The sequence below is a fragment of the Streptomyces sp. NPDC018045 genome (assembly GCF_044327445.1).
Taxonomy (GTDB): domain Bacteria; phylum Actinomycetota; class Actinomycetes; order Streptomycetales; family Streptomycetaceae; genus Streptomyces.
Genome location: NZ_JBIRFL010000002.1, coordinates 1 through 23,760, shown reverse-complemented (window position 1 = coordinate 23,760; position 23,760 = coordinate 1). Strand labels below are relative to the sequence as shown.

Genomic DNA, 23,760 nt, shown 5'->3' with positions numbered 1-23,760 from the left:
CGAGTATCGCCCGGTACCGTCCTGTTTGACGAACCGGTTTTCGCAGGTGTGAACGGGGCGGACGGCGCCGGGGCAGCGCCGGACCGCGTGCGGCGCCCGGGCCCTGCCGTGCCTGTTCCCGGCTCCCGGCACCCGCAGGGCAAGATGGGCGGCATGGAACTCCGGATCTTCACCGAGCCCCAGCAGGGGGCCACCTACGACACCCTTCTCCGCGTCGCGCGAGCCGCCGAGGACCTGAACTACGGCGCGTTCTTCCGTTCCGACCACTACCTGCACATGGGCAGCACCGACGGCCTGCCCGGCCCGACGGACGCCTGGATCACCCTGGCCGGGCTGGCCCGGGAGACCACGAGCATCCGGCTCGGCACCCTGATGACCGCCGGCACCTTCCGCCTCCCCGGCGTCCTGGCCATCCAGGTCGCCCAGGTCGACCAGATGTCGGGCGGCCGGATCGACTTCGGCCTGGGCTCCGGCTGGTACGCGGACGAGCACACGGCGTACGGCATCCCCTTCCCCAAGGAGAAGTTCGGCCGACTGGAGGAGCAGCTCGCGATCATCACCGGGCTGTGGAAGACGCCCACCGGCGAACGCTTCGATTTCGACGGGAAGTTCTACCAGCTCGCGGACTCGCCCGCGCTGCCCAAGCCGGCCCAGCCGAAGGTACCGGTCCTCATCGGCGGGCACGGCGCCAAGCGCACCCCCGCGCTCGCCGCCGAGTACGCGGACGAATTCAACATCCCCTTCGCCTCGTTGGACGACACCGAGCAGCAGTTCAAGCGGGTACGGTCGGCAGCCGAGCACCGTGGCCGCGACGCCGACGAGCTGGTGTACTCCAACGCCCTGGTCGCCTGTGTCGGCAGGAACGACGCGGAGGTCAAGCGCCGCGCCGACGCCATCGGCCGCCAGGTCGACGAGCTGAAGGCCAACGGCCTGGCCGGCTCCCCCGCCGAGGTCGTCGAGCGCCTCGGCCGCTTCGCGGCCGTCGGCTCCCAGCGCGTCTACCTCCAGATGCTCGACCTGGCCGACCTCGACCAGATGGAACTGATCGCCTCCGAGGTCATGCCGCAGGTGGCCTGAGCGGGGGCGGCGGGGCGGGGGCCTGAGCATGGGGCCCGGGGCGTGGGCGTCCGGGGCTCGGGGCCCGGGCCGGGGCTCGGGGCCCAGGCCGGGGCTCGGGGCCCAGGCCGGGGCTCGGGGCCCAGGCCGGGGCTCGGGCGTGTGGGGCGGCGGCTCGGGACGGGGGCACGGGAGCGGACGAGCGCCCTCGCGCCGGGGGCGCTCACACCACGGGAGCCTCCCCGCCCGGCCCCCACGGACCCGGGCGCCACTCCACGAGCAGCAGCGTGGCATCGTCCCGCAGCTCGTTGTCCTGGTCGTCGACGATGAAGTGGATCAGGCGGCGCAGCGTCTCGAAGGCCAGCTCGCCACCCGCCGTGGCCCGGATGATCGTGTCCGTGAACCGGTCCAGCCCGAACAGCGCGCCGGTGGAGTCCCGCGCCTCGGTCACCCCGTCCGTGTAGAGCAGCACCCGGTCGCCCGGCTCCAGGTCCGCGACGTGGACGGTGCGCGGTTCCGGGCTCAGCGCCGCGGGCAGGCCCAGCGGCAGTTGGCCCGTCTGCTCCAGCGCCTGGTCGAGGACGGCGTGCCGGCGGATCAGGAGCGGCGGCGGGTGGCCGCAGTTGACCCAGCGCAGCCGCCCGTCGGCGAGGTCGAGTTGCAGGAAGACGCCGGTGGCGAACCGGTCGGGCAGCCACTGCGACAGCGCCTGGTCGACGGTGTCCACCGTCTCGCGCAGGTCCGCACCCGCCCGGCGGCCGCTGCGGCAGCCGGCCAGGGCGACGGAGGTGGCCAGACCGGCGGCCAGGTCGTGGCCCATCGAGTCGATGATGGCGGCGTGCAGCGTGTCCTGCGTCATGGAGTGGTCGAACGCGTCGCCGCCCAGCTCGTACGCCGGTTCCAGCACCGCCGTGGACACCGCCTGCTCGTTGCCGATCGTGCGCGGCGGCAGGAAGGCCCGCACCATTTCCGCGGGGAGCTGCATCGGCTGCGTGCGCGCCTGGCGTACGAACGTGTCGCTGTAGGCCCGTTTGGAGGTGATGATCGGGGCCAGCAGGGCCGCCAGCGCACGGCAGCGGCGCAGCCGCTCGCCGTCCAGCAGCTCGGCGCCCACCTCCAGTACGCCCAGCCGCTCCACCCCGTCGACCAGCGGCAGCCAGACCCGGATGCCGCCCTCCGGCTCGTCCGCGTCCTCCACCCGCATGGCCAGCGTGCGGTAAGTCCACCCGGCGAGGGAGGAATCCACGGAGAGCGAACGCTGCCCCACGCCCATCGGGCAGAGCTGCCGCTGCTGGATGTCGACCAGGTAGAGACCGACGTGCCGCAGACCGAGGGCCGCGGCGTGCCGGTTCACCAGGTCGGGCAGGTCCGTGGGGGCCGCGCGCTGGGCGTGCTCCAGCAGCGCTTCGAGCATCCCGTAGCCCTCGGCGCCCGGATAGGCGTCCGCAAAGGCTTCGCCGGCCATCGTGCTCACCTCCTACCGCAGTCTCGCACCGCCCCCGCACCACCGCCGTCCGGGCGACCCGGCGGCGTCCGTTCGTTCCCCCACTCGGGTCGCGGCCGCACCCGACCACTCCGGGCCCCGTACCGCGTTCACCGCGTACGCCACTCATGCCCCGGCAGGAACCGCACGTCGTACCGCTCGGGAACCGTCGCGAACCTGCCCTCCTCCGGAACGACCGGCGCACTCGGCAGCCCGAGCTGTTCCGTGGGGACGCCGAGGTTCTCGAAGAACCGCTCGAACGTGCCGCCGGGGCCCGCCGCGACGCCGACGACCTGGCTGTGGTGGCGCTCCATGCGATAGGCGTGCGGGCAGTTCATGGGAACGAAGCCGAAGTCGCCGGGGGTCAGCAGCTTCTCCTGCTGGTCGCCCTCGGTGTCCTCGACGAACAGCCGGACGGCGCCCTGGGTGACGTAGAAGACCTCGTAGGTGTCGGTGTGCAGGTGGGCCGGGATGAGGTCGCCCTTGGGGCCCTCGACGGTGAAGAAGTTGAAGGCGTTCCCGGTCTGCTCTCCACCCGCGTAGACGGTGATCAGGTCGCCGAACAGGTGCGCCCGGTCCCCCTCGCCCTTCTCGATGAAGTACGGCCGGCCCGGCTCGGCCGGAATACGCGAGGTCCGGCGGTAACGCGTGGCGAACTCGATGGTCATGGAGCCTCCTGGGACGGGCACTGGTGTCAGGCCGCCTGACATGCAACGTGTCAGGTACCCTGACACGCAGCCACCCGAGAAGCAACCCGCTCCCCATACCCCTCCCTCCCGCCCCGAGGCCCGGACATGCCCCTGCCCCCACCCCGCCGCACCCTCCCCCAACTGCTCGGCGACGCCCGGCGCTGGTTCGAGGACGCCCTTCTGACCGCCATGAACGCGGCCGGCGGGCCTCCGGTGACCTCGACCCAGGTCCAGTTGTTCGCCGCCCTGGACACGGAAGGCACCACGGTCGCCACCCTGGCCCGGCGCATGGGCGTGACCCGGCAGACCGCCCACCAGGCCGTACACGGTCTGGTGGCAGCCGGCCTGCTGGAACAGGTCCCCGATCCCGCCTCCGCACGGCAACGGCTGATCCGCCGCACCCCGGCCGGCGAACGCGCCCACCACCAGGCCGAACGCCTCCTGCGGGACCTGGAACACCAACTCGCCGAACGCATCGGCCACGACACGGTCACCGCCCTCCGCGAAGCCCTGGAGGCACCGTGGGGCCCGGCCCCGACCACCTGACGGCCGAGCGCACCGATCGGAAGGCCACGCCCGCGCTCGACAAGGGAACGCACACGTCTGCCGATGCTGCCGGCTCAGCCGACTCAAAGGCGAGTCAGCGCTGTGTGTCAATTCAGCCTTCTCGTGGACCCATCGCCCCGCGGGTTCTGCTCACTTCCAGCCATTTCCGCGCCGGAAAACCCCTTCTCTCGACCTGACGCCACGACCTCCTGCATGACAATCCGATCGTGAGATAACGCGGCCAGCCTTCCCCTCCCGCCCCGTCGGCTCCGCTTCCCGGATCATCGTACGAGAGCGTCTCGGAAGCCATATTCACGGAGACGAAAAGCCGCAAAAAGCGAATCGTCCACCGTCTTCCCCTTCCCGCCCTCCCCATCCCTCACCCTTTCGGCTCAACAACCGCCGTCCCCGCACCCCTCCCATGCTGCGGCACGTTGATCAGTAAGTCGGAGATAAGACTTACTGAAAGAGGTATGACGTGCCCTGTCCCACCTCCCGCGCCACCGCGATCTCCACCACGGCGTTGACCCTGGCCAGCGCCCTCACCGTCACCGCGGCATCCGCACTCGACCACACGGACCGCCCCGCTCCGCCCAAGCGCCTCAACGCGAAGGCCTATTACGGCTCATTCGACGTACTGGCACGCCAGACCAGCGGCCTGAAGGCGAAGATCACCGAAGTCGACGGCACCCCTGTGGCGGACCTGCCGGTCAAGTTCACCGTGACCGGCGAGAAAGCCGTCCTCTGCGAGGCCACCACCAACACCAGCGGCTACGCCGAGTGCAAGAAGTCCCACCTCCCCCCGCTCCCCGCATCCGCCGTCAAACTGCTGACCGGCGGTTACGACGCCACCTTCGGCGGAAATCCCCGGTACGCCCCCGCCTCCACCCACAATTCCGTCGCCGTAGACATGCACTGACCAGCCGCCACCGCCAATCCCCCACACTCGCCACCCACTTCCCCTCCACACCGAACCAGCAGGGGCCGGCCCGGGACCTCACCCAGCAACATCCGACCGCCGGCCCCTGACCTTCCCCCCCCCCCGCCCCGCCCCCACCCCCTCCCCCAATACACCGCCCTGCGCTTTCCAACTGACCAGAGCAACCAGGCCAACCAGGGCGGCCAGTTCCCCAGAGCAACCAGGTCGCCCAGGACAACCAGACCACCCAGGCTGCCCAGGTTGCCCAAGCTGCCCAGGCCACCCAGTCCCCCCCCCGGGCCAGCCAGGCCGCCCAAGTCGCCCAGTCCCCCAGGTCAACCAGGCCGCTCAGACCGACCAGGCCACCCAGATCGCCCCGCTCCCCCAGGCCAGCCGGGCCGCCCGGTTCCCCAGGACGCCCGGACCAGCCGCGTCAGCCAAGCCGACCAGGACGTGCCTCCCGGCGGCCGGCCGCCCCACTCATGCTGCACGCACGGGGGTGCACGCAGCGACCTCACCGGCGCCCATCTGCTCGTCCACCCGGAGACACCGTCACCGAACGCGGCCGACCATGAGGCGTCCAATGCGGCCCTGCTGGGAATCCGGGAACACACTCAGCCCCACATCGACACCTGGCGGGCCGAACCCGAGGCCACGACCACACCTCCCCCGCCGACTCCTGCCGCCTGCCCGGAATGCGAGCGGCTTCAGGACCGGCACGGAACCGGTCATGGGCGGTGGGTGTCCCTCGAACCCGACCGAGAGCCGCCCGCGCCCCCGGCACCCCCTGGCAACGTGACTCTTCGGCCAGGACGGCGCAGCCGCCCGACGCCCCCACACCCACGCCCCGGGGCCCCTACCCCGCTCCCCCGCACTCAAGGGAGCGAGCGCCGGAGCGTGCGCCTGTCAGGCTGTGTCCTGGGGCCGTACGGCGAGGTGTTTCAGTATTCCGGTGACGCGGTCCCGGGACTCGTCGGCTACGTCCATGGCCTCCACGCAGGTCCAGTACATCCCCTCCTCGTCCGCCGCGCAGACCACGCCCACCAAGGCCTCGCACACCTCGCCGAGCAGCCAGGACAGTCCTCGCAAGGCCGCCAGGGTGTCGCGCACCTCGGACAACTGGGCCGCTCGGGGGCCGCCGATCCTCGGCGCGGGGATGAGCAGTACCGCGCTCGTCCTTCCGCCCGCGTCGCCCAACCCCCGGGCCCGGGACCGCACTTCGTGCGGCCCGGATATCGCGAGATGACTGCCCACCGCCTCGGCCAGAGCCTGTGCCTGCCACGCCTCGACGACGATCTCCTGGACCGTCCGCGCCTGCGCCAGACCGCGCCGACTGGCCGCGATGATGCGCACCGCGTCCATCCGCGACCCCCTCCCTCAGACCACTGTCAGCTTCGCCGCACCTACCTGCCACTACCCAGCGTGAACTTGAAAGGCCAAAAAGGCCAGAGGAATTCGCAAATCTGTGGACAACCAAGACGATGTGGGAAGATCCTTCACTCCATAGAGTGACGATTGGCTCGTTCGGCCCCCTTCACGGGGAAGCGTGTCTCGTTGCGTTCGATCTTCGCGGCCAGTGCCCGCAGCACATCGATGCCCAGGGCGTCGCAGAACTGCAGGAGGTACGCCAGCACATCGGCGACCTCGTCCTCGACCCGGCCGGCGGCGGTCGCGTCGCTCATGACCTCCGCCGATTCCTCGGGCGTCAACCACTGGAAGATCTCGACGAGTTCGGAGGCCTCGACGCTGAGCGCCGCCGCCAGGTTCTTGGGGGTGTGGTACTGCTTCCAGTCGCGGGCCGCGGCGAACTCGGCGAGCCGCTTCTGCAGTGCATGGAGATCTTCACTCATACCCCTAGGTGTAGCACCCGCACCTCGGACAGCCCCGCGGCGGCCGACGCGTCCCGTACCGTCCCGAGCAGCCGGATGTGCCCGCGCCCCACCATCCGCACGGCGAGTTCCAGCAGCGCCCGGGCCTGCCGGTCGTCGAGGCTCCGGTCCATCCCGTCCGCCATCAGCCCCAGCACCTGGCGGGCGGAGAGCACTTCGCCCGCCGGGTCCATGGCCAGCACCTCCGGGCCCGTCAGGAGCACCAGCGCGAGCGCGACGTAGCGCAGCTCACCGTCCCCGAGCTGCTCCAGCGGCGTCGCGGGCAGCTCGCCGCGCTCGACCAGCGCCCGCATGCCGACCGTGCCGCCGCGCTGCACCGGCTCGGCCCGCAGTCCGGCGACCGGGCCGACACAGCCGTCCCGTACCGCCTCGACCAGTACCGCGTGCCGCCGCGCGCATTCCCGGCTCGTCCGCCCCAGTACGGCGGGGAGGTTGTCGCAGGCGCTGCGCAGCCGCCCGTCCCCGGCGGACCAGCCCCAGCTCCCGCCGAACGTGCTGCCGTCATCCGCCATCCCGTCGCCGCCGGACGCGACTGCAAAGCCTTCCGGCGTTCCAGCCTCCGTACGCGCAGGGGGGCGGGGAGCACCGGAGGGATCGGAAGCACCGTGGGGCCCGCCGGCCCCGCGGGTCCCGGCAGCGCCGCCTGGATCGGTGGCGGCGCCCTGCCCGCCCGGCCCGCCCTGCGCACCGGATTCGCCCGGACCGTAGGGGTCATGGGCGCCGGCAGCGCCACCGGCAGCTTCTCGTCCGGCGCGGCCGGCGCGGGCACCCGGCACGCGGGCGCCGACCGTGACGCCGGGCCCGCTTCCGGAGCTGCGTCTCGTTGCGCCCCTGGGGCCCGAGCCGCCCGCTTCCCCACCCGCACCGCTGCCGCCCCCGGGCCCCGCGCCGCGCATCACCTCCGGCCGCGGATCGCAGGCGAACACCGACCGGAGCGCGACGACCACCTGCTCCGCCGCCGCGAGTACGAGCCGCTGCCCGGCCGTCTTGCCCGCGACGCGCAGCGGCAGCAGGGCCGTGCCCAGACGGTCGTCGGGCAGTGGCGCGCGCGTCACCGGTGTCGATCCGGCCGTGTACCAGGCCGCCTGTACCGCGCGTCGGGCCGGGTCGGTCAGGGCCGTCGACAGCAGGGTCTCGCCGCCGCCCGTCAGCCGTTCCCCGACGATGCGCAGTTCCGGCTCGGCCTGTACGGCGACGTCGAGCCGGACCGGGCCGACCGGCCCGTCGACCGTGCAGCCGATGCGGAACCCGCGTCTGCCCTGTCCGTCGGGGCGCGCCCAGGCCGGTACGCACCCGGCCGCGCCCCCGGGCGCCGCCGCCACGGCCCGGGCGAGCCGGGCGCCGCTGCCGAGCCGCGCGAGGATCTCGTACGCCTGCAGCACGCTGGACTTGCCGCTGCCGCTCGCGCCGGTCAGGAGCGTCAACGGGCCCAGCGGGAAGGTCGCGCCGCGATGCGACTTGAAGGCGGACAGACGTAATTCGGTGACCGCCGGGCGCACACTTTCTGTGTCCATATGAGGACGCTAGGCAACCGGCGAAAGCAAAACCGTTACGGCTGCAACGCCTTCCTACGATCGGGGTACGAGACCGGCCGGCGGCTCGGCGACCTCGGTGCCGACGGGCGCGAGCAGGAAGACGTTGGTGTCGACCCGGTGCATCCCGCTGGCGAGCCCGAAGACGACGCCGCTGGAGAAGTCCAGGATGCGTTTGGCCACGTCGGCGTCGGCGCTGCTGAGGTCGAGCAGGACGGGGATCTGCGCCATCAGGTACTCGGCGACCTCGCGCGCGTCGGCGAAGGTCTGGACCCGGATGACGACGAACCGCCGCATCTCCTCGCCCGGTTCCTCGTCGGGCAGGGCACGGTGATCGGGCCACGAGGGCCATTCACTGCCGCTGCGAAGGGGAACGACCTCGGCGAGCCCTTCCCACTGTTCGTCGGTGGCGTCGGGCCCGTTCACCGAATCACCTCTCCCGGAGGGGCTGGACAACGTCGGTATCTGCATCACGTAATTGTAGGGATAAATACTTATACGTCTTCGGGTGCGACACACGGATGGCGTGCCCCGGCTCCTCCATCCTGCACCATGCCCACTGATCGCTGCCGACACCCCGGGCATATATCCTGCGACGAGATCCCCTGTTCCTGTTCACTCCCTCTGTTACGTAGGTCGGTTCCGCCATGAGCGTTGATCCTCCCGGCCGTGGGCTGCGCGGCCTGCGCGGGCTCCGCAAGCCGGCGAAGAAGCGGCCGGCGACCGCGGCGACGCCCGCCGGCGCCACGGACGCACCACCGGCGCCGGACGCGGACGCCCGGACCGGCGGCAGTGTCATCAATGCCACTCTTTACCGCGACGGACATCGCCTCAGTACCCACGAAAGCCTCGCCGACACCTTCCGGCACCTGCGCACCACCGCCGGTTCCATGGCCTGGATCGGCCTGCACCGGCCGTCGTCCTCCGAATTGGTCACCCTCGCCTCGGAATTCGACCTTCACCCGCTGGCCGTGGAGGACGCGCTGGAGGCCCATCAACGGCCGAAACTGGAGCGTTACGGCGACACCCTCTTCGTCGTCCTGCGCGCCGCGCGCTACCTCGACGACCCCGAGGAGGTCGACTTCGGGGAACTGCACGTCTTCGTCGGCCCCGATTTCGTCATCACCGTCCGGCACGGCGGCGCCCCCGATCTGCCCGCCGTGCGCCGTCGCATGGAGGCCACGCCGGAACTCCTCGACCGCGGCCCCGAGGCGGTCCTCTACGCGATCCTCGACGCCGTCGTGGACGATTACGCTCCGGTGGTCGCCGGTGTCCAGAACGACATCGACGAGATCGAGACCGAGGTCTTCGGCGGCGACCCGCGCGTTTCCCGCCGTATCTACGAACTGTCCCGGGAAGTCGTGGAATTCCAGCGCGCGACCCGCCCGCTGAACGGCATGCTGGAAAGCCTGACCGCGGGCTTCGAGAAATACGGAATCGACGAGGAACTCCGCCGTTATCTACGCGACGTCGCCGACCACGCCACCCACACCACCGAACGCGTGGACGGCTTCCGCCAGGCCCTCCAGGACATCCTCACCGTCAACGCCACGCTCGTGAACCAGCAACAGAACGCCGAGATGCGCGCCCTCGCGGAGGCCGGCTTCGAGCAGAACGAGGAAATCAAGAAAATCTCCTCCTGGGCAGCCATCCTCTTCGCCCCCACCCTGGTCGGCACCATCTACGGCATGAACTTCGACCACATGCCGGAGTTGCACTGGGTGCTCGGCTACCCCTTCGCTATCGTCCTGATGGCGGTCGTGTGTACTGGTTTGTACGTCGTCTTCAAGCGCCGGGATTGGCTCTGAGTAATCGGCGTCAGCACTGGCGCGCTGCGGCTCGAACGCCGCAGGGTGCGCGCGGCGCGCCCCCTTCAGGCCGCTGGGGAAGAATCCGGGGAGAATGAGCTCGGCCGGTCTCCGGCCGAGACAGCCGTGGATCGCACGTGACAGCGATCTGGGCCGGTATCGACGCCGGGAAGACCCATCACCACTGCATGGTGATCGACGAAACCGGTAAGCGGCTGCTGTCCCGACGCATCGCCAACAACGAGACCGAACTGCTCAAGCTCCTCGGGGACGTTCTCGCTCCGGGCGACGAAGCGGTCTGGGGCATTGACCTGGCGGACGGCGGCGCCGCTCTGATCGTCGCAGTGCTGGTCAATCACGGTCAGCAGCTCCAGTACATCCCCGGTCGGGCGGTCAACAGGGCTTCTGAGGGCTACCGCCCGCCGGGCCGGCCGCCGACGACTGGCCACCTGGCTGCGCACCCGCAAGGCCCGCAGCGCCGACGGACTCGCCGCCAAGGCCGTCCAGGCCGCCGAAGGCCGGCACACCAGCGTCCCCGGCGAGGACTGCGCAGACGTCTCCCCGACGTCCCGCGAATCCGGGAAGGTCAGCGGCAACCTGCACCGCCCCACTCGCTACAGCCGACGCCTCCGGCGCGTTGTCTACACCTCCGCGCTGATCAGCATCCGCTGCTGTGACGAGTCCCGCCGCTTCTACGACCGCAAACGCGCCGAAGGCAAATGACACGGCCAGGCCGTCATGGCCCTCGCACGCCGACGAGTCGACGTCCTGTGGGCTCTGCTGCGTGACGGGCGGCGCTACCAGCCCATACCGCCCGTCACCCTGACCGCTTGACATCCAGATCAGGAACCGGCGGCCACAGGGGGCCGCCCCGTACGCGCGGGGACCGCATCCCCGGCCATCGCCCCGCGGCCGGCTGCGGTCACTTCACCCCGAGCTGGGCGAAGAGTTCCGCCCGGGCACGCTCCGACTGGTCGAACACCCCACGGAAAATGGATGACGACATCGTCGAAGGCGTACGGATACCGCGCATGGTCATGCAGAGATGTTCACCCCGCCCCATCACGGCCAAGTCATTCGTCCCGGTGATGTCGGAGATCTCGTCTGCGATGTCGACCACGAGTCGTTCCTGGACCTGCAATTTGTGTGCGTGCTTGTGCGCGATACGTGCGAACTTCGAGAGTCCGAGCAGAACCCCGCCGGACTTGTAGGCCACAGTCAGGTCACAGCTGAACGGAAGCAAGTGGTGTTCGCACAACGACCAGACGGTCATGCCCGAGACCATGACCGTCTGGCCCAGGGTACTGCTCTCGAACAGGGTATCCACCTTTCCGGCGTCGTACTCCACGAACTCCTTCCACCATTTGGCATAACGTCGCGGAGTCTCGCGGAGTCCTTCGCGGGTAGGGTCCTCCCCGATTTCGATCAGAATCTGCCGGGCCAGTTCTTCGAGCCGGGCGGCGTCGACGGATACGTCGACCGCTTCCTGCCTTTCCCAGGCGGCTTTCACCATCACACACCCCTGCGGTTCCCCCACGCCTGCACATGGATACGGGTCGACATGTTCCACCGCCGGGCGACGACGGCGTCGGCGAGCGACGACATATGGCGGGTCAGCGTCTCCTGGTCCTGCCCCTCCGGCATGATCCAGACGGATTCCAGGCCGTGGCGCGCGACGATGGCGTCGACCTCTTCGAGATCAGATGGGCCACGGCAGACGAACTTGAAAGCCGCGCCACCGGTGGCGTTCAGGGCCCGCAACGCGACCGGTACCACCGTCCGTTCCGGCCCCATGCCGCTGTGCCGCAATTTGGGCGAGACGTTGAAGCGGGCTTGCGTCGCCGTCAATGCGGGCGATGGCGCGATGGTCCCGTTGGTTTCGATCTCGACGGATACCCCACTCTCCTTCAGCAGGTGGCACAGGAGCGTCACGGTCTGCTGCTGCTGGAGTGGTTCACCACCGGAGATGACGACCAGCCGGACATCCATGGCCCTGAGCAGGTCCGCCACGTCGAGGACGTGCATCGCGTGCAATTCGGCCTTCGGATCGTACGCCGTGCCCTCGTTGCTCTGCCCGGTCCAGTCCCAGGTGTACGGCGTATCGCACCAGGTACAGGTCAGATTGCAGCCGCCGAGCCGGACGAAGGAACAGATGCGCCCCATGGAGGGGCCCTCGCCCTGAATCGTCGGGCCGAAGATTTCATTGACGACGATCTTCCGGCCGCGCGTTGTCTCCTGCCGGCTCATCGCACCGCTCCTACTTCCCACGGTAGGTGGCCCAGGTCCGGGGCGTTTCCGATACCCGTACACAGCTCAGTTCCGGCAGCCGTTCGACCCACTGGTGATAGACCCACCAGGCCAAATTTTCCGCGGACGGGTTCATTCCGGGGACGGCGTCGTTGAGGTGCCGATGGTCGAAGGTCGCGTCGAGCCAGTGCTTGAACTCGTCGAGTTCCCCGTAGTCGCGTACGAAACCGGGCTCGGTGAGTTCCGTGTCGTCGCAGCGGAGTTCGAGAACCACCAGGTAGTTGTGGCCGTGCATTCTGGCGCACTGGTGCCCTGCCGGCAGGGCGCCGAGCTGGTGGCTTGCGGAGAAGTGAAATTCCTTGGTGATCGCATACATGGGTGCAGCTCCGTCCGTTCTGGTCTCTCGATACTCATCAGGCCGTTTCGGCCGGCATGGGCTCGGCTTCACCTGGTCCTTCTCGGTTCGCCCGAAGCGGAGTTCACTTCTGATACCGGGTCGGGTCGGTGAGGTCCGCTTCGGCGAACGCGTTGCGGCGGTCGTGGCAGGACGCGCAGCTTCCGCAGTGGAACCGCTCGCCCTTGAAGCACGTCCACGTCTCGCGCCAGTCGACGCCGAGCTCCGTGCCCAGGAGCAGAACGTCGGCCTTGCGCAGGGTGAGCAGCGGGGCGGTCACACGGGGTGGTGGATCAGCGAGCCCTTCCACGGCTCGGGCTTCCATCGCGTTGAACGCCGTCAGAAACGCGGGCGAGGTGTCCGGCGCGGTGGCCGCGTCCTCGGCGAGGAACCCGAGACACATTTCCTGCGCTCCGGTCAGTACGGCATGGGCGTAGGCGACCGTCATGAAGACCGGGTTGCGGTTCGGGACGACATTGACGCTTCCGGTACGGGTGTAGTGCTCGTCGGGAACCGTGACGTCGGCGTCCGTCAGGGAGAAGCCACGCATCAGCCGGGAATAGCCGCCGAGATCGGCGATGGTCAGTTCGATGTTCAGCTTTCCGGCGGCCCGTCCCGCGTACTCCAGTTCCTTGCGGTGGCGCTGGCCGTAGTCGATCGCGATGGCGGATACTTCTCTTCCCTCGGCCTTGCAGGCGTGGGCGAGCACGACGGAGTCGATGCCGCCGGACAGGACGACCAGCGTCTTGGCCGACGTCATCGGCCTTTCCCTTTCCGTTCGTGTCCGTACGTCGCTCTTTCCCGCGGGGGCGTCTTCCGCAGGCCGAGCAGTGTGGGCAGAGCGCACCGCCACGGAGCAACCCGGTTGCTCGCGGTCACCCCGGGGTGGGGCCTGGTGAGGGTGTCGCTGCGGAAGTCAAGCATCAGAAGGCCCGTCCGCTTCCCGGTCGATATCGAGTTGTACGAGATCGCGCAAGCGGTGCATTCGCTCACGGACTTGGGCCACGGTGTCACCGGACACCCACGCGCCCAGCGGGATATTGGTCGTACTGTCCGTGGTGGGGACCCAGTCACCGGGGGCATAGGCGACCAGTACCTTTTCGACACCCGGGCCCGCGGAGAACGCGTCCAGCCCTTTGATCTCCCGCAGGACTCCCGGGGCGCCCTCGTTGCGAACGGCGATCGCGCCGAAGACCGCGTCGAACGTGATGTGCTGCCCCAGCGCTTCCGGGCGCCGGGCGGTACGGCAGTCGATATCGGCGTAGTAGGGGTTGAAGTCGCTGTGCGCCAGCCACATGTCCGTGACGGGACCGCCGGCCAGGCGTGCGGCGACCTCGATCAGGTACACGCCGTCCGCGTTGCACTTCACCTCGGTGTGCCCGGGGCCGATACGTACGCCGAAAACATCCAGGACCTCGTGCACAAAGGCGGCCACCCGGTCCCAGTCCGGGTCCTCGCGGTTGATCTGGACGTTGTTCCAGTAGGGGAAGTCGTAGTCCGAGTCGTCGGGCTGGGAGTAGAACCACATGTCGATGATCTGGTGCTGCCCGTCGTAACTCATGGTGTTCACCGCGATCTCCCGGCCGCGGATGTACTGTTCCACCAGCCACTTCCGGACCGGCTCACGGAAGTGGTCGAACGTCACCAGGCGGCCCAGGCCGGCCAGCGCCGCATCATCGGCAAGCAGCACGGCGCCGTGGGACCCGCCCCCATGGGTGTGTTTCACGATGGCGGGGAAGCCGACCTCGTGCGCGGCGGCGGGGATGTCCGCGATCGATGTGACCAACCGGTACCGGGGGATGCGCAGCCCCGCCTGTCCCGCCACCCGGCGCATCGCGTCCTTGTGGTTCCTGGCATAGGCCAGATCCACGCAGTTGCCGGGGAGGCGAAGCGTGTGGGCCAGACGGTCGGCGAGGTCGACGGACGCATCGCTGCCGGAGAGCACCGCGCGGATGTCGTCCCGGTACGGCTCCAGTTCCTTCAGCATCCCATCGAGGTCCCGGCTGTAGAGGGAGACATCGTCACCATCGGCATGGCTCGGCCAGCGTTCTTCCAGCAACTTCTCGCTGAAGGAGTAGAGTGAAATGAGCCGGTGTCCTCTGGCCTTGACCGCCCGTTTGTAATGGCGGCCGAACTTCACCGGGTTGAGGACGACGATGCTGGACATGGGGAGTCAACCTCCGTCGTTTCGAATTGCGATGACAAGACACCGAAGCTCCGGGCGTGCAAGCTCCGCGGGGCAGTGGGACGCTCGTTACGTCATCCGGCAGTCGCCGCGCCCGGGCGGGCGTGCGCAGCGGGTTGTGAGGCGGCAGGGGCGAGCCGCATCGGGCCGAGGCTCACCGCACCGAACGCGGTTTCTTCCGGGTGGCAAGTGTGGGAGGCGAGGACGGGATACCGCTGATGCCGTCCGACGGTGCGAACGGGTTCGCGCTGTTACCGACGCACCTACCGCGCCCGCGCACAGGTTTCCTGGAAAGCGATAAGACAGAATTTTCTGCGCTTATCATTCCCTGTCTTTCCCGACCTTATTAGTCCCATTTATCGGGGCCAGTGAGGGACGGTTTTTCCTGCAGCCGTTCATGAGATCGGGGAGTTCACGGCGCGCACGCACGAACACACCGCCGGCGCCTCGCGGCCCACCCCGCGGCCACCGGAGCCGCGCCATCAGCCGCGCGTGGCCCCGGAGCCGTTCGCGTCGGCCGTCAGCGGCTCCGCACGCGTCCGCGCGCCCCAGCCGAACACCGCGGCCAGCAGAGCCACCGCGGGCACCACGAGCAGTGCCGTCCCGCTTCCCCGGGCGGCTGCGAACTGCGCGAAGACCGCGGCGCCGACCGCACCCCCGGCCAGATCGAGGCTGCTGAGCCAGGACATCGTCTCGGTCACCCGGCCGGGCGGCGCGAGTTCGCCGCCGATCGTCCGCAGCGTCCCGAACGTGGAACCGATGGCCAGCCCGGCCACCGGGCAGAGCAGCAGCACCATCTCCGGGGACAGCCGCGTGCCCACGCACAGCACTCCCGTACCGAGGACGAAGACGATCAGGAGGACGAATGCCTTCGGTCCACGGGCCAGCAGGTCGGGTACGGCCCCCAGACCGAAGCTCCCTACCACGCTGCCGACGGACAGTGCGCCGAGGTAGAGACCGGTGTACGCGCCGGCGTCGTGCTCCTTGGCGTACAGCGGCAGGAGCACGTCGACGGCGGTCACGGCGGTCACGAACAGTCCGCTCGCGGCCAGCAGCCGCCGCAAGGGGAGTGAGGCCAGCGGCCCCAGCCAGTGCCCCCGGGCGCCGGCGGCGGAGCGCGGCGCGGCCGGGGCGTCCACCAGCAGGAGGAGGACCGAAAGCACCGTCAGCGTCGCGGTGACGAAGAACGGGGCGACGGGCGACACCGACAGGCTCAGCCAGCCGGCCAGCACCGGGCCGGTGATCAGCGCGGCACCCATCATGGACGAATCCAGGGCCATGGCCGTCGTCAGCGTCGCCCCCTCGCCCGCGGAATACCACACCGAGCGCATCATGACCGCGACCGGCGGGGCGGTGGCCCCCAGACCGACCGCGGTGATCAGGAGCAGCGGCGCGGGCCCCCCGTTCCGCACCATGAACAGCAGCAGCGCGGTCACCGTCAGGTAGGCGGTCAGGCAGGCCAGCAGGACCGGACGTGGCGCGTACCGGTCGATCAGCCGTCCGCGCAGCGGCGCCGTCACCCCCTGCCCGATCGCCGAACCGCTCACCATCAGGCCCGCGGTGCCGTACGAGTAGTCCCGGCCGACCAACAGCAGCAGGCTCAACGCGACCATGCTGGGCGGGAGTTTGGAGATCATCCCGACGAGCGCGTTCCTCCAGAAGCCCGGGACCGCCATCAGGTCCCGGTAACTGGAGAGCACACGCCGTGGGGCACGGCCGTCCGGGGCGGCGGACACTTCCGGGGCAGCAGACATCGACTCGATCCCTGGTACGGAGGGGAGACGGACAGCCACCACGTTCGGGAGCGGTGGCCCGCGACGACGGTTCAGCGGGGGGCGGAGAGTATCGCGCGGAGATTCTCCGCGGCTCGGGCCGGCGCGTCACGCTGGGGCCGGCTGTCGCAACACGGCGGCCTGGCTATCCGTCCGGCCACCGTTGTGGCCGAGCCGCAGACGCCGCTCGCCGGACCGGCCGGATCTCCCGCGCAGGGGGTGAAGATCAGGATAATGAGGCGGGTGCCGGGTGAGGTGGTGGGCTGCGCCATGCACATCTTGACCCAGCCCGGACCGCTCCGCGCATGCTGCAGCGGACGCCTGTCCTCGTCCGGGTGGACGGCCGCACCGGCGGTCTCGTAGAGGGGCGCCGCGCAGGGATCCGTCAGTACGGCCGCCTCGAACCGGCGCAGCGTGTTGTCGTCGGGCCGGACGGCCAGATCGGCCCGCAGGAGGGGCAGGAGATGCGGTGCCCAGGTGGTGGCCCAGTCGGTGAGCAGGGGCCGACCGTCGAAGAGCATCCACTGCATCGTATTGGTGGGGCGTTTCCCGTACGGAAAAATATCGGTGAAGGGCTGATTATGGGCAAGAACGTTCCATGACGCGTCAATGACACAGGCGGCGTGGGTCATTCCGGCGACAGCCTCCTGCCACACCTGGGGCACCTCCTGCCCGGACTGCGGCGTGAGGGGCCGGGGCGGGTCGCCGATGCCGGCGTAGCGGCACAGGGCCACCCATTCCACCTCGGAAAGCCGCAGCAGCAGGGCGAGATCCCGCAGAAAGTCCACGGGCGGATTCCGGTACTTGCCGGACTCCAGACGCTGATAGGTCCCCCAGCCCCGGTTGAGCAGGAGATCGACCTGGTGCTGGGCGAGACCGGGGGCACGTCGGCCCTTTCCCCTGGGCCGTGTGAGGCCATGGGATTCCGGCGCTACTGAGGCTCGCCGCTCCGTGAGGAGCAACCGCAGTGCCTCCGCATTCATCTCCGTCCTCTCGTGATGCCGCTCTCCGGAGACACGTGACGCGGAGCGACCTCGAAGCGGCGTCAGTGGTTCCGGACAGCCCGATGAACCCACATCAATCAACTCCCCGACGGGGCGTGTCGTTCGAACCCCCATGAGTCGCGCCGACGGAGAGACCACGGCGATACAACCATGCATCCGCCTGGCGGGATTCTCGCTGTCATCATCTCCTCCGACGGCCGCTTAGCCCGGGTAGTGAGGGTGCCCTTTCGCCGGCCGAGTCACCGTGGTGAATGATCCGGGTGAGTGACTCGGGCAGACTGAACGGTCCGTATGAGTGACGCCTGCGCGAAAGGCGTCACACGCTGCCGGCAGGTGCCTTCCGTACGACGCCCGCGATCTCGTCGTACTCCTTCTGGAGATGGCTCGGCCGCCCGGCCTGCACCGTCCAGAATCCGCCGATCCCGAGGAGCCCGTTCTTCTTGCGCACAGCGAGTTTCTTCTCGAAAACCTCGCGCGGCACCCCTTGTGTGTAGCGGGCCTTGCCGAGGAGGGGCAGTTGAATGCTGACATTGGCCGCGGGGTCGCGCACCGTGCCCGGCGGGTCCTCCCCCTGCGCCACTTTCCGCATCGCTTCGAAGTACCTCCGCCGTAGCAGGGTGATGCCTTTGTCGCCGCGCCCAAGCTGCTCGACGGTCCGGTCCGCGAACGTTCCCTGTCCGATCCACGCGGCGAAATCCTGGTTCCCGGTGTGCGACATGATGATGTCACCGGTCGCCGGGTCGGTGAGCGGGCCGTACCAGTACGGAATCGCGCCGGGATCCTGCCGGCCGGGCGGTACGTCGTCGGGGAGCACGGAGTACTGCCAGGTGAAATTGAGGGTGCGCCGTTCGTCCACCGGCACCCGGAACTCGATGGTGTTCCCGGAAGCGAGGGTGTAGGGCCACAGGCTGAGGATCCCGCCGTCGGTCACGTCGTTCGTGCTCGAGTAGGAACCTGTCGGGCGGACGTCGGGGACCTCCACCACCCGCCCGTTGACGAAACCGTGCTCGAATTCCAGAAAGTCGATCGACAGGTGCCGGGGCACATACGTGGGGGATTCCGGGTCGCTGCGTACGGCGTTCCCGTTCTGGTGCAGCCACTCGAAATGGACGGGGTCCATGCTGTTCTCGTGGCACTGGAACCAGTTGCACGGGAGTTCCGTCATGATGATCTCGACGAAGCCGTGCTCCCAGGTGAACGGCTCGAAGTCGGGCAGCAGCGGCGCGGGGGCGGGGCCGAGATAGGCCCAGATCAGCCCTCCGAGCGTGGTGGTGGGGTACGCGGCGACGCCGACTTTGTCGCGGAATCCGCCGGACGGGCCCGTCTCCTCGAACGGCTGGCTCGTGCAACGGCCTTCGGAGTCGAATCCCCACCCGTGGTATGCGCACCGCATCACGTCACCGTCCACCCAGCCGATACCGAGGTCGGTGCCCCGGTGCGGGCAGCGCCGGGAAATCAGACCGTGGCTGCCGTCCGGCTTACGGAACAGGACGAGGTCCTCACCCAGCAGCCGTACGGGTTTGACGCGACGCTGGGTCAGCTCCAGGACCGGCGCCACCGGATGCCAATATCTGCGCAGCAGTTCACCCATTCGCGTACCGCGTTGAACCTGGGAAAGGATGCGGTTCTTGTCCGCTGAGAGCATGGGTACTCCTTCGCTCACGACGTGCACAGAGTGGGGGCACCAACCGGGCATCCGCCCTGTCAAGGCGACACCGTCGGACCCCGGAAGAGAAGAAGAGCCGACGCGCGAGAGTGGGCACAGCCCCGAAGCGCTGCCGCTCGGCCTCGATATCGGAACACGCGGTACCGGGCTTGGTGGACTTGAGTGAACACCTGTCGACCCGTACGGCGCGGCTTCGGTGGTGCGACGGCTGGAGGCACCGCGGCGTTGATGCGGCGGGTGGGGCGTGACGGTTGCCGGAGGAGGAACAGTTATCGAAGCAGTGGAATGGTGCGCCTGACGGGCATCGAAGTATCGGGCCCTGTCCCTTCGTCATCTTCACCCGGTCCGGGCCACGTTGTCCACGTGCATCTTTTACACCGAAGAAGTTGCGGTCGAATTCGCCTTGCGCGTCCCGTGCGGGGTGTGCTGCTGCCACCTGCCCCCAACGGCGGGCGCAGATGCGTTTCTCCGGCGAAGGGCGGCGCGCTTCCTCGGTTCACCCGTCAACTCCGCCGGGATGAGAACCCGAACCAAAAAGAGTGGATGCCCATTCGGCGTAGAACACAGCGGTGGATAACGGCCGCCGGTCACGTGATGATGGGAGTGTCCTGGGACAAGGGCCCAAGGCGCCCACGATGAGACCGGGCCCGAGGCGCCCACGATGAGACCGGGGCCAAGGCGCCCACGACCGGCCCGTCACCGGCCGATGCGTCCACCACCGACGGGTGGACAGCATCAGGGGCCCCCGCCCCTCACCACTCGCCCCGCCTGCCGCCCCACGCATGACACGACGGAGGAACCGGCCCACATGCCGACAGCGAACACCGACACCACTGATGCGGCTTGCTCTTCAGCCGGTTCCTCGGGGCGGCCGCTCCTGCTGCTGGTGGGCAGCGGCAGCGAGCACTGGCGCGCTTACGTACTGCGGTCCATGGCGTCCGGATACCGGTTGCATTTGCTGTGCCCCACGCCTCCCACCTGGGAAAAGCCGTACATCGATTCGTTCGGTGTGGTGGACACCCTGGACGTCGCGGCGATGACCGCCGCCGTTCGGGCCCACCCCGAGCGATTCGCGGGTGTGCTCACCTACGAGGAGACGCGCGTGGAGGCCGTCGCCGAGCTGGCGACCGCGCTGGGACTGCGTACCAGCCCGCGCGAGGCCGTGAGGGCGTGCCGGGACAAGTACGCCGGCCGGAAGGCGCTCGACCGGGCCGGTGTCCCGCAGGCCCGGTCGGCAGCCGTCGCGAGTCTGGCCGAGGCGAGCGAGGCGGCAGCCCGGATCGGCTATCCGGTGGTGGTCAAACCCCGGGCGCTTTCGGCGAGTTGCGGAGTGACCTATGTCGGCGGCGAGCGGCAGTTGGCACGGGCCTACCAGCAGGCGGGCAGGATCTGGTTCGACGAGGTGCCCCGGTACGCACAGCCCACCCTGGTGGAGGAGTTCCTCGACGGACCCGAGATCAGTGTGGAGGCGGTCTGCCGCGACGGGCAGGTCACGGTGCTGTTCGTGGCGCACAAGCAGCTCGGCTACGCCCCCGGGTTCCAGGAGGTGGGCCACACGGTCCGGGCGGACGACCCGCTGCTGTCCGACGATGTTCTGCTCGAAGTGGTCCAGAAAGCCCACACCGCCGTCGGCCTGACCGACACGGTGACCCACACCGAGCTGCGCCTGACCTCCTCCGGCCCGAAGGTCGTGGAGATCAACGCACGGATCGGCGGCGGCCGTGTCCCGTACCTCGGCGGCCTGGTCACCGGATTGGAGATCGGCCTGATGGCGGCCGATCTGGCGGTCGGCGCCACGCCGGACTTCCGGACGTCCGGGGCCTCCGCAACGGCCGCGGTCCGCTTCCTGTATCCCGAAAGGGAGGTACGGGTCGAGTCCGTCGAGATCGCGAGGGACCGGCTGCCGCCCGAGATCCGGGAAGTACGGGTGCTGACGGCCCCGGGCCGGGAGCTCCGGCTGTACCCGCCGGGCGACTCCCGCTCCCGGTATGCCCTCCTCGTCGCCGTCGCCGAGACGGAGCGGGACTGCACGGCGGCACTGGAGCGGGCGGCCGACGCGGTGACCCTGCACGGTACTCCGCTGTCCTGACAAGGCATCGACAACGGCGTCGGCCGGACACCTGGTCGACGCGGGCCGCGCCCACGCCCCGGTGACTGCCCCGTCTTCTCTCTTCTCCCCGTCCCCGCGTGCCGCCTCCGTGCGGGCCGGTCCGGAACCGTAACGCAGTGGTGAGGTTCACAACCGTATCGAGAAACCAGGAGCACTCCATGCCAGAAGCGATTCCCGTGATCGATCTCCGGGACAGCGAACAAGGTCCGAAAGCGCGCGCCGGGTTCCTGAACCGGCTGCGGGCCGCCGTCCACGACATCGGGTTCTTCCAGCTCACCGGCCACGGCGTCACCGGCGCCGCCGAACTGCTCGACCTGACGCGTCGGCTGTTCTCCCTGCCGGAGTCGGAGCATGCGGCTCTCGACGTCCTCAACTCCCCTCACTTCCGCGGCTACTCCGCGATGGGGCGGGAGCGCACCCGGGGCGTCCCGGACCAGCGCCGGCAGCTGGACATCGGTCCCGAGCGCCCGGCGCGGAGACCCGGCCCGGGAGAGCCCGCGTACCAGTGGCTGGTCGGCCCCAACCAGTGGCCGGCCGCCCTGCCGGAGCTGCGGCCGGCCGTACTGGCATGGATGGACCGGTTGACGAGCCTCTCGCACCGGATGCTCAGGCTCATCCTGGAGTCCCTGGAGACGCCCGAGGGCTTCCTGGATGATGTGGTCACCCCGGAGCCGCAGATCCATTTCAAGCTGCTGCACTACCCGGGGCCGGACGCCACGGCGGGCAGCGTCCCGAAGGGCGACGGCGCGGGCACCCACAAGGACTACGGACTGCTCACCCTGCTGGTGCAGGACGACAAAGGCGGGCTGCAGGTCGCCGTCGAGGACGGTCACTTCGTCGACGTCCCGGTCCTGCCGGACGCGTTCGTGGTCAACCTCGGTGAACTGCTGGAGGTCGCCACGCGCGGATACCTCAAGGCCACCGTTCACCGGGTCGTCCGCCCGGCCCCGGGGGTCGACCGGTACTCCATGCCGTTCTTCTACAGCCCTCGTCTGGAGGCGTCGGTCCGGCCCCTGCCGAGCCGGTACGTCAGCGCCGCGGGCGGCGTGACGGTGGACCCGGACAACCCCCTGTTCGCCTGCTACGGCGATAACGTCATGAAGGGCCTGACCAGAGGGTTCCCCGAACTGATCGCCCGCCACCACCCCACCTGGTGACCGCTGCCGGACGGTGGGCGTCCCGCGGCCGGCCGATGGCTGCGGCATCGGCCCTAGGCGCTCGCGCAATCTGGCGCCTCACCGAGCGAAGGTCACGCCAGTAGTCACCGAGTGCCTCGTCCAGGACGGGCACGACTCCAACCGAGGAGCTCCTCCGGGGAGAAACTGGGGAGAACGGAGTCCGGTGGGGAGCACCTGGGGAGAATCGACTGCGAAAAGCTGAGCCACATGGAAAACCCTGAAAGATCCATTTGCCCTGGTCGGACTGCCACCGCTACACAAAGGCCCAGGTGAGGGCCGGCCCGGAAGAGGACTTCAAGAAAATCTCCTCCTGGGCGGCCATCCTCTTCGCTCCCACCCTCGTCGGCACCATCCACGGCATGAACTTCGACCACATGCCGGAGTTGCACTGGGCGTTCGGCCACCCCTTCGCCATCGTTCTGACGGCGGTCGTCTGTACCGGTCTGTACGTCATCTTCTAGCGGCGGGACTGGCTCTGAGCCATCGGTTCTGAGGCATCGGCTCGTCCCGGAATCCGGCAACCGACTTCCGGCACCCGGTACCCGGTACCCGCATCCCGCCCACCGGCCCGGGCCTCATCCCGAGAAGTCCCGGCCGATCACCCTTGAGGGCTTTCTCACGGGCTTCCTCGAAAGGCTTCCTCAAAAGGCTCCCTCAGAACCCACGGAGGAAGCCCTCGCGAGGGCTTCCTCAAGGAAGTTCGGGTGCACCCGCCGCCGGGGGCGCAACCCTCATCCGGTGACGAACCATCCGTTGACCCACCCGAACAGAACAAGTCCCACAACGGTCGCCGCGAGGAGCTGTGCGGTCAGCTTGAAGGGCGCCGGGGGCTGTTGGCCACCGATGGCCTTCTTCTGCTCTTCGGCTGCCTTCTTGATGTCCTTGCCGCGTCCGACGACGCCGAGCGGCAGCGCGAACATCACCGTGGAATAGATGGCCAGCACCTGGTTGACGTCATGCCCTCGCAAATTGGCGGCCGCCGTCAGGAACCCCACTCCCAGCAGGGGCACGCAGGCAATGTTGATCTTGTGCTTGCGTGTCGGCATCAGAGGGACACAGACGGCGAGGAACATGGCCGTCATGATGACGGCGATGATCCACCAGGTGCCTGTCGATATCTGCGGGGGGTGCACCACGTTCTCCTTGACCGCCGTGGGGGGGGGGGGGGGGGGCCCCCCCCCCCCCCCAAACACCCCCCCCCCCCCAAAAAAAAAAAACACAGCCCCCCCCAAAAAAACAAACAAAAACACACATAGATCAAAAAAAATAATGAAAAACAGAA

Annotated in this window: 21 protein-coding genes and 2 pseudogenes; 8 read left to right on the top strand and 15 right to left on the bottom strand. The window is 69.1% G+C overall.

The features are described 5' to 3' along the window. Positions 1-153 precede the first annotated feature (153 nt). The gene (locus tag ACH4EB_RS04225) at positions 154-1,077 is read left to right on the top strand and encodes an LLM class F420-dependent oxidoreductase (RefSeq protein ID WP_398345770.1); all 924 of its coding nucleotides are present in this window, start codon (positions 154-156) and stop codon (positions 1,075-1,077) included. A gap of 202 nt (positions 1,078-1,279) precedes the next feature. On the opposite strand, the gene ACH4EB_RS04220 is transcribed toward ACH4EB_RS04225, so the two are convergent. Both ACH4EB_RS04220 and ACH4EB_RS04215 read right to left on the bottom strand, forming a co-directional pair. Next, on the bottom strand, positions 1,280-2,521 hold the full coding sequence (locus ACH4EB_RS04220; RefSeq protein WP_398345769.1) for a PP2C family protein-serine/threonine phosphatase: 1,242 nt from the start codon (positions 2,519-2,521) through the stop codon (positions 1,280-1,282). 128 nt (positions 2,522-2,649) lie between these two features. Beyond that, positions 2,650-3,207, bottom strand: a complete 558-nt coding sequence (locus tag ACH4EB_RS04215) for a quercetin 2,3-dioxygenase (RefSeq protein WP_398345768.1) — start codon at positions 3,205-3,207, stop codon at positions 2,650-2,652. Between the two features lie 126 nt (positions 3,208-3,333). On the opposite strand from ACH4EB_RS04215, the gene ACH4EB_RS04210 reads away from it, so the two are divergent. Both ACH4EB_RS04210 and ACH4EB_RS04205 read left to right on the top strand, forming a co-directional pair. Beyond that, positions 3,334-3,774: a MarR family winged helix-turn-helix transcriptional regulator gene (locus ACH4EB_RS04210; RefSeq protein WP_398345767.1), complete on the top strand. Its 441-nt coding sequence runs from the start codon at positions 3,334-3,336 to the stop codon at positions 3,772-3,774. Between the two features lie 478 nt (positions 3,775-4,252). After that, positions 4,253-4,693 (top strand): hypothetical protein, encoded by a 441-nt coding sequence (locus tag ACH4EB_RS04205; protein ID WP_398345766.1) that lies wholly within the window; start codon positions 4,253-4,255, stop codon positions 4,691-4,693. Between the two features lie 906 nt (positions 4,694-5,599). On the opposite strand, the gene ACH4EB_RS04200 is transcribed toward ACH4EB_RS04205, so the two are convergent. The 4 genes from ACH4EB_RS04200 to ACH4EB_RS04185 all read right to left on the bottom strand — a co-directional run bounded on the left by ACH4EB_RS04200 (position 5,600) and on the right by ACH4EB_RS04185 (position 8,540). Further along, positions 5,600-6,055, bottom strand: coding sequence for a DUF6099 family protein (locus ACH4EB_RS04200; protein WP_398345765.1), 456 nt, complete (start codon positions 6,053-6,055; stop codon positions 5,600-5,602). Positions 6,056-6,189: 134 nt separating this feature from the next. Next, the gene (locus tag ACH4EB_RS04195; RefSeq protein WP_398345764.1) at positions 6,190-6,543 is read right to left on the bottom strand and encodes a nucleotide pyrophosphohydrolase; all 354 of its coding nucleotides are present in this window, start codon (positions 6,541-6,543) and stop codon (positions 6,190-6,192) included. Further along, positions 6,540-8,096 (bottom strand): biotin transporter BioY, encoded by a 1,557-nt coding sequence (locus ACH4EB_RS04190; protein WP_398345763.1) that lies wholly within the window; start codon positions 8,094-8,096, stop codon positions 6,540-6,542. Before ACH4EB_RS04190 ends, ACH4EB_RS04195 begins: the two co-directional genes overlap by 4 nt. Positions 8,097-8,150: 54 nt before the next feature. Next, the gene (locus ACH4EB_RS04185; protein WP_031004748.1) at positions 8,151-8,540 is read right to left on the bottom strand and encodes a cell division protein SepF; all 390 of its coding nucleotides are present in this window, start codon (positions 8,538-8,540) and stop codon (positions 8,151-8,153) included. Positions 8,541-8,761: 221 nt separating this feature from the next. On the opposite strand from ACH4EB_RS04185, the gene ACH4EB_RS04180 reads away from it, so the two are divergent. Together ACH4EB_RS04180 and ACH4EB_RS04175 are read left to right on the top strand one after the other, a co-directional pair. Then, on the top strand, positions 8,762-9,922 hold the full coding sequence (locus ACH4EB_RS04180; protein WP_398345762.1) for a magnesium and cobalt transport protein CorA: 1,161 nt from the start codon (positions 8,762-8,764) through the stop codon (positions 9,920-9,922). A 188-nt stretch (positions 9,923-10,110) separates the two neighbouring features. Beyond that, a pseudogene (locus ACH4EB_RS04175) lies at positions 10,111-10,756 on the top strand (transposase). Between the two features lie 88 nt (positions 10,757-10,844). Here ACH4EB_RS04175 and folE read toward each other — a convergent pair. From folE to ACH4EB_RS04135, 8 genes are all read right to left on the bottom strand, one after another. After that, positions 10,845-11,435, bottom strand: a complete 591-nt coding sequence (folE, locus tag ACH4EB_RS04170; protein ID WP_030655088.1) for a GTP cyclohydrolase I — start codon at positions 11,433-11,435, stop codon at positions 10,845-10,847. After that, a complete protein-coding gene (locus ACH4EB_RS04165; protein WP_398345760.1) occupies positions 11,435-12,169 on the bottom strand; it encodes a 7-carboxy-7-deazaguanine synthase QueE in 735 nt (244 codons plus the stop codon). Before ACH4EB_RS04165 ends, folE begins: the two co-directional genes overlap by 1 nt. Positions 12,170-12,179: 10 nt before the next feature. Further along, on the bottom strand, positions 12,180-12,545 hold the full coding sequence (locus tag ACH4EB_RS04160) for a 6-carboxytetrahydropterin synthase (protein ID WP_030680614.1): 366 nt from the start codon (positions 12,543-12,545) through the stop codon (positions 12,180-12,182). A gap of 103 nt (positions 12,546-12,648) precedes the next feature. Then, positions 12,649-13,323: a 7-cyano-7-deazaguanine synthase gene (locus ACH4EB_RS04155; RefSeq protein ID WP_398345759.1), complete on the bottom strand. Its 675-nt coding sequence runs from the start codon at positions 13,321-13,323 to the stop codon at positions 12,649-12,651. A 156-nt stretch (positions 13,324-13,479) separates the two neighbouring features. Continuing rightward, positions 13,480-14,730, bottom strand: a complete 1,251-nt coding sequence (locus ACH4EB_RS04150) for an ATP-grasp domain-containing protein (protein ID WP_398345758.1) — start codon at positions 14,728-14,730, stop codon at positions 13,480-13,482. 500 nt (positions 14,731-15,230) lie between these two features. Beyond that, positions 15,231-16,502 (bottom strand): MFS transporter, encoded by a 1,272-nt coding sequence (locus tag ACH4EB_RS04145; protein WP_398345757.1) that lies wholly within the window; start codon positions 16,500-16,502, stop codon positions 15,231-15,233. Positions 16,503-16,573: 71 nt separating this feature from the next. Continuing rightward, positions 16,574-17,482 carry an XRE family transcriptional regulator gene (locus tag ACH4EB_RS04140; protein ID WP_398345756.1) on the bottom strand — a complete coding sequence of 303 codons (909 nt, stop codon included), beginning with the start codon at positions 17,480-17,482 and terminating at the stop codon, positions 16,574-16,576. A gap of 358 nt (positions 17,483-17,840) precedes the next feature. Next, complete coding sequence (locus ACH4EB_RS04135) at positions 17,841-19,169, bottom strand: Rieske 2Fe-2S domain-containing protein (RefSeq protein ID WP_398345754.1); 1,329 nt, start codon at positions 19,167-19,169, stop codon at positions 17,841-17,843. A gap of 829 nt (positions 19,170-19,998) precedes the next feature. Between ACH4EB_RS04135 and ACH4EB_RS04130 the strand changes: the two genes are divergently transcribed. From ACH4EB_RS04130 to ACH4EB_RS04120, 3 genes and pseudogenes are all read left to right on the top strand, one after another. Then, positions 19,999-21,279, top strand: coding sequence for an acetyl-CoA carboxylase biotin carboxylase subunit family protein (locus ACH4EB_RS04130; protein ID WP_398345753.1), 1,281 nt, complete (start codon positions 19,999-20,001; stop codon positions 21,277-21,279). 179 nt (positions 21,280-21,458) lie between these two features. Then, positions 21,459-22,457, top strand: coding sequence for an isopenicillin N synthase family dioxygenase (locus ACH4EB_RS04125; protein ID WP_398345752.1), 999 nt, complete (start codon positions 21,459-21,461; stop codon positions 22,455-22,457). A 308-nt stretch (positions 22,458-22,765) separates the two neighbouring features. Beyond that, positions 22,766-22,939, top strand: a pseudogene (locus ACH4EB_RS04120) (CorA family divalent cation transporter); the annotation flags it as partial. A 270-nt stretch (positions 22,940-23,209) separates the two neighbouring features. On the opposite strand, the gene ACH4EB_RS04115 reads toward ACH4EB_RS04120, so the two are convergent. Then, positions 23,210-23,611, bottom strand: coding sequence for a hypothetical protein (locus ACH4EB_RS04115; RefSeq protein WP_398345751.1), 402 nt, complete (start codon positions 23,609-23,611; stop codon positions 23,210-23,212). Positions 23,612-23,760: the final 149 nt, after the last annotated feature.

What these genes read in the sequence shown, in the direction of transcription:
- ACH4EB_RS04220 (WP_398345769.1), bottom strand. Translation starts at nt 2,521, where the DNA reads ATGGCCGGCGAAGCCTTTGCGGACGCCTATCCGGGCGCCGAGGGCTAC.
- folE (WP_030655088.1), bottom strand. Translation starts at nt 11,435, where the DNA reads ATGGTGAAAGCCGCCTGGGAAAGGCAGGAAGCGGTCGACGTATCCGTC.
- ACH4EB_RS04160 (WP_030680614.1), bottom strand. Translation starts at nt 12,545, where the DNA reads ATGTATGCGATCACCAAGGAATTTCACTTCTCCGCAAGCCACCAGCTC.
- ACH4EB_RS04180 (WP_398345762.1), top strand. Translation starts at nt 8,762, where the DNA reads ATGAGCGTTGATCCTCCCGGCCGTGGGCTGCGCGGCCTGCGCGGGCTC.
- ACH4EB_RS04150 (WP_398345758.1), bottom strand. Translation starts at nt 14,730, where the DNA reads ATGTCCAGCATCGTCGTCCTCAACCCGGTGAAGTTCGGCCGCCATTAC.
- ACH4EB_RS04215 (WP_398345768.1), bottom strand. Translation starts at nt 3,207, where the DNA reads ATGACCATCGAGTTCGCCACGCGTTACCGCCGGACCTCGCGTATTCCG.
- ACH4EB_RS04225 (WP_398345770.1), top strand. Translation starts at nt 154, where the DNA reads ATGGAACTCCGGATCTTCACCGAGCCCCAGCAGGGGGCCACCTACGAC.
- ACH4EB_RS04210 (WP_398345767.1), top strand. Translation starts at nt 3,334, where the DNA reads ATGCCCCTGCCCCCACCCCGCCGCACCCTCCCCCAACTGCTCGGCGAC.
- ACH4EB_RS04130 (WP_398345753.1), top strand. Translation starts at nt 19,999, where the DNA reads ATGCCGACAGCGAACACCGACACCACTGATGCGGCTTGCTCTTCAGCC.
- ACH4EB_RS04190 (WP_398345763.1), bottom strand. Translation starts at nt 8,096, where the DNA reads ATGGACACAGAAAGTGTGCGCCCGGCGGTCACCGAATTACGTCTGTCC.
- ACH4EB_RS04155 (WP_398345759.1), bottom strand. Translation starts at nt 13,323, where the DNA reads ATGACGTCGGCCAAGACGCTGGTCGTCCTGTCCGGCGGCATCGACTCC.
- ACH4EB_RS04125 (WP_398345752.1), top strand. Translation starts at nt 21,459, where the DNA reads ATGCCAGAAGCGATTCCCGTGATCGATCTCCGGGACAGCGAACAAGGT.
- ACH4EB_RS04145 (WP_398345757.1), bottom strand. Translation starts at nt 16,502, where the DNA reads ATGTCTGCTGCCCCGGAAGTGTCCGCCGCCCCGGACGGCCGTGCCCCA.
- ACH4EB_RS04200 (WP_398345765.1), bottom strand. Translation starts at nt 6,055, where the DNA reads ATGGACGCGGTGCGCATCATCGCGGCCAGTCGGCGCGGTCTGGCGCAG.
- ACH4EB_RS04135 (WP_398345754.1), bottom strand. Translation starts at nt 19,169, where the DNA reads ATGCTCTCAGCGGACAAGAACCGCATCCTTTCCCAGGTTCAACGCGGT.
- ACH4EB_RS04165 (WP_398345760.1), bottom strand. Translation starts at nt 12,169, where the DNA reads ATGAGCCGGCAGGAGACAACGCGCGGCCGGAAGATCGTCGTCAATGAA.
- ACH4EB_RS04195 (WP_398345764.1), bottom strand. Translation starts at nt 6,543, where the DNA reads ATGAGTGAAGATCTCCATGCACTGCAGAAGCGGCTCGCCGAGTTCGCC.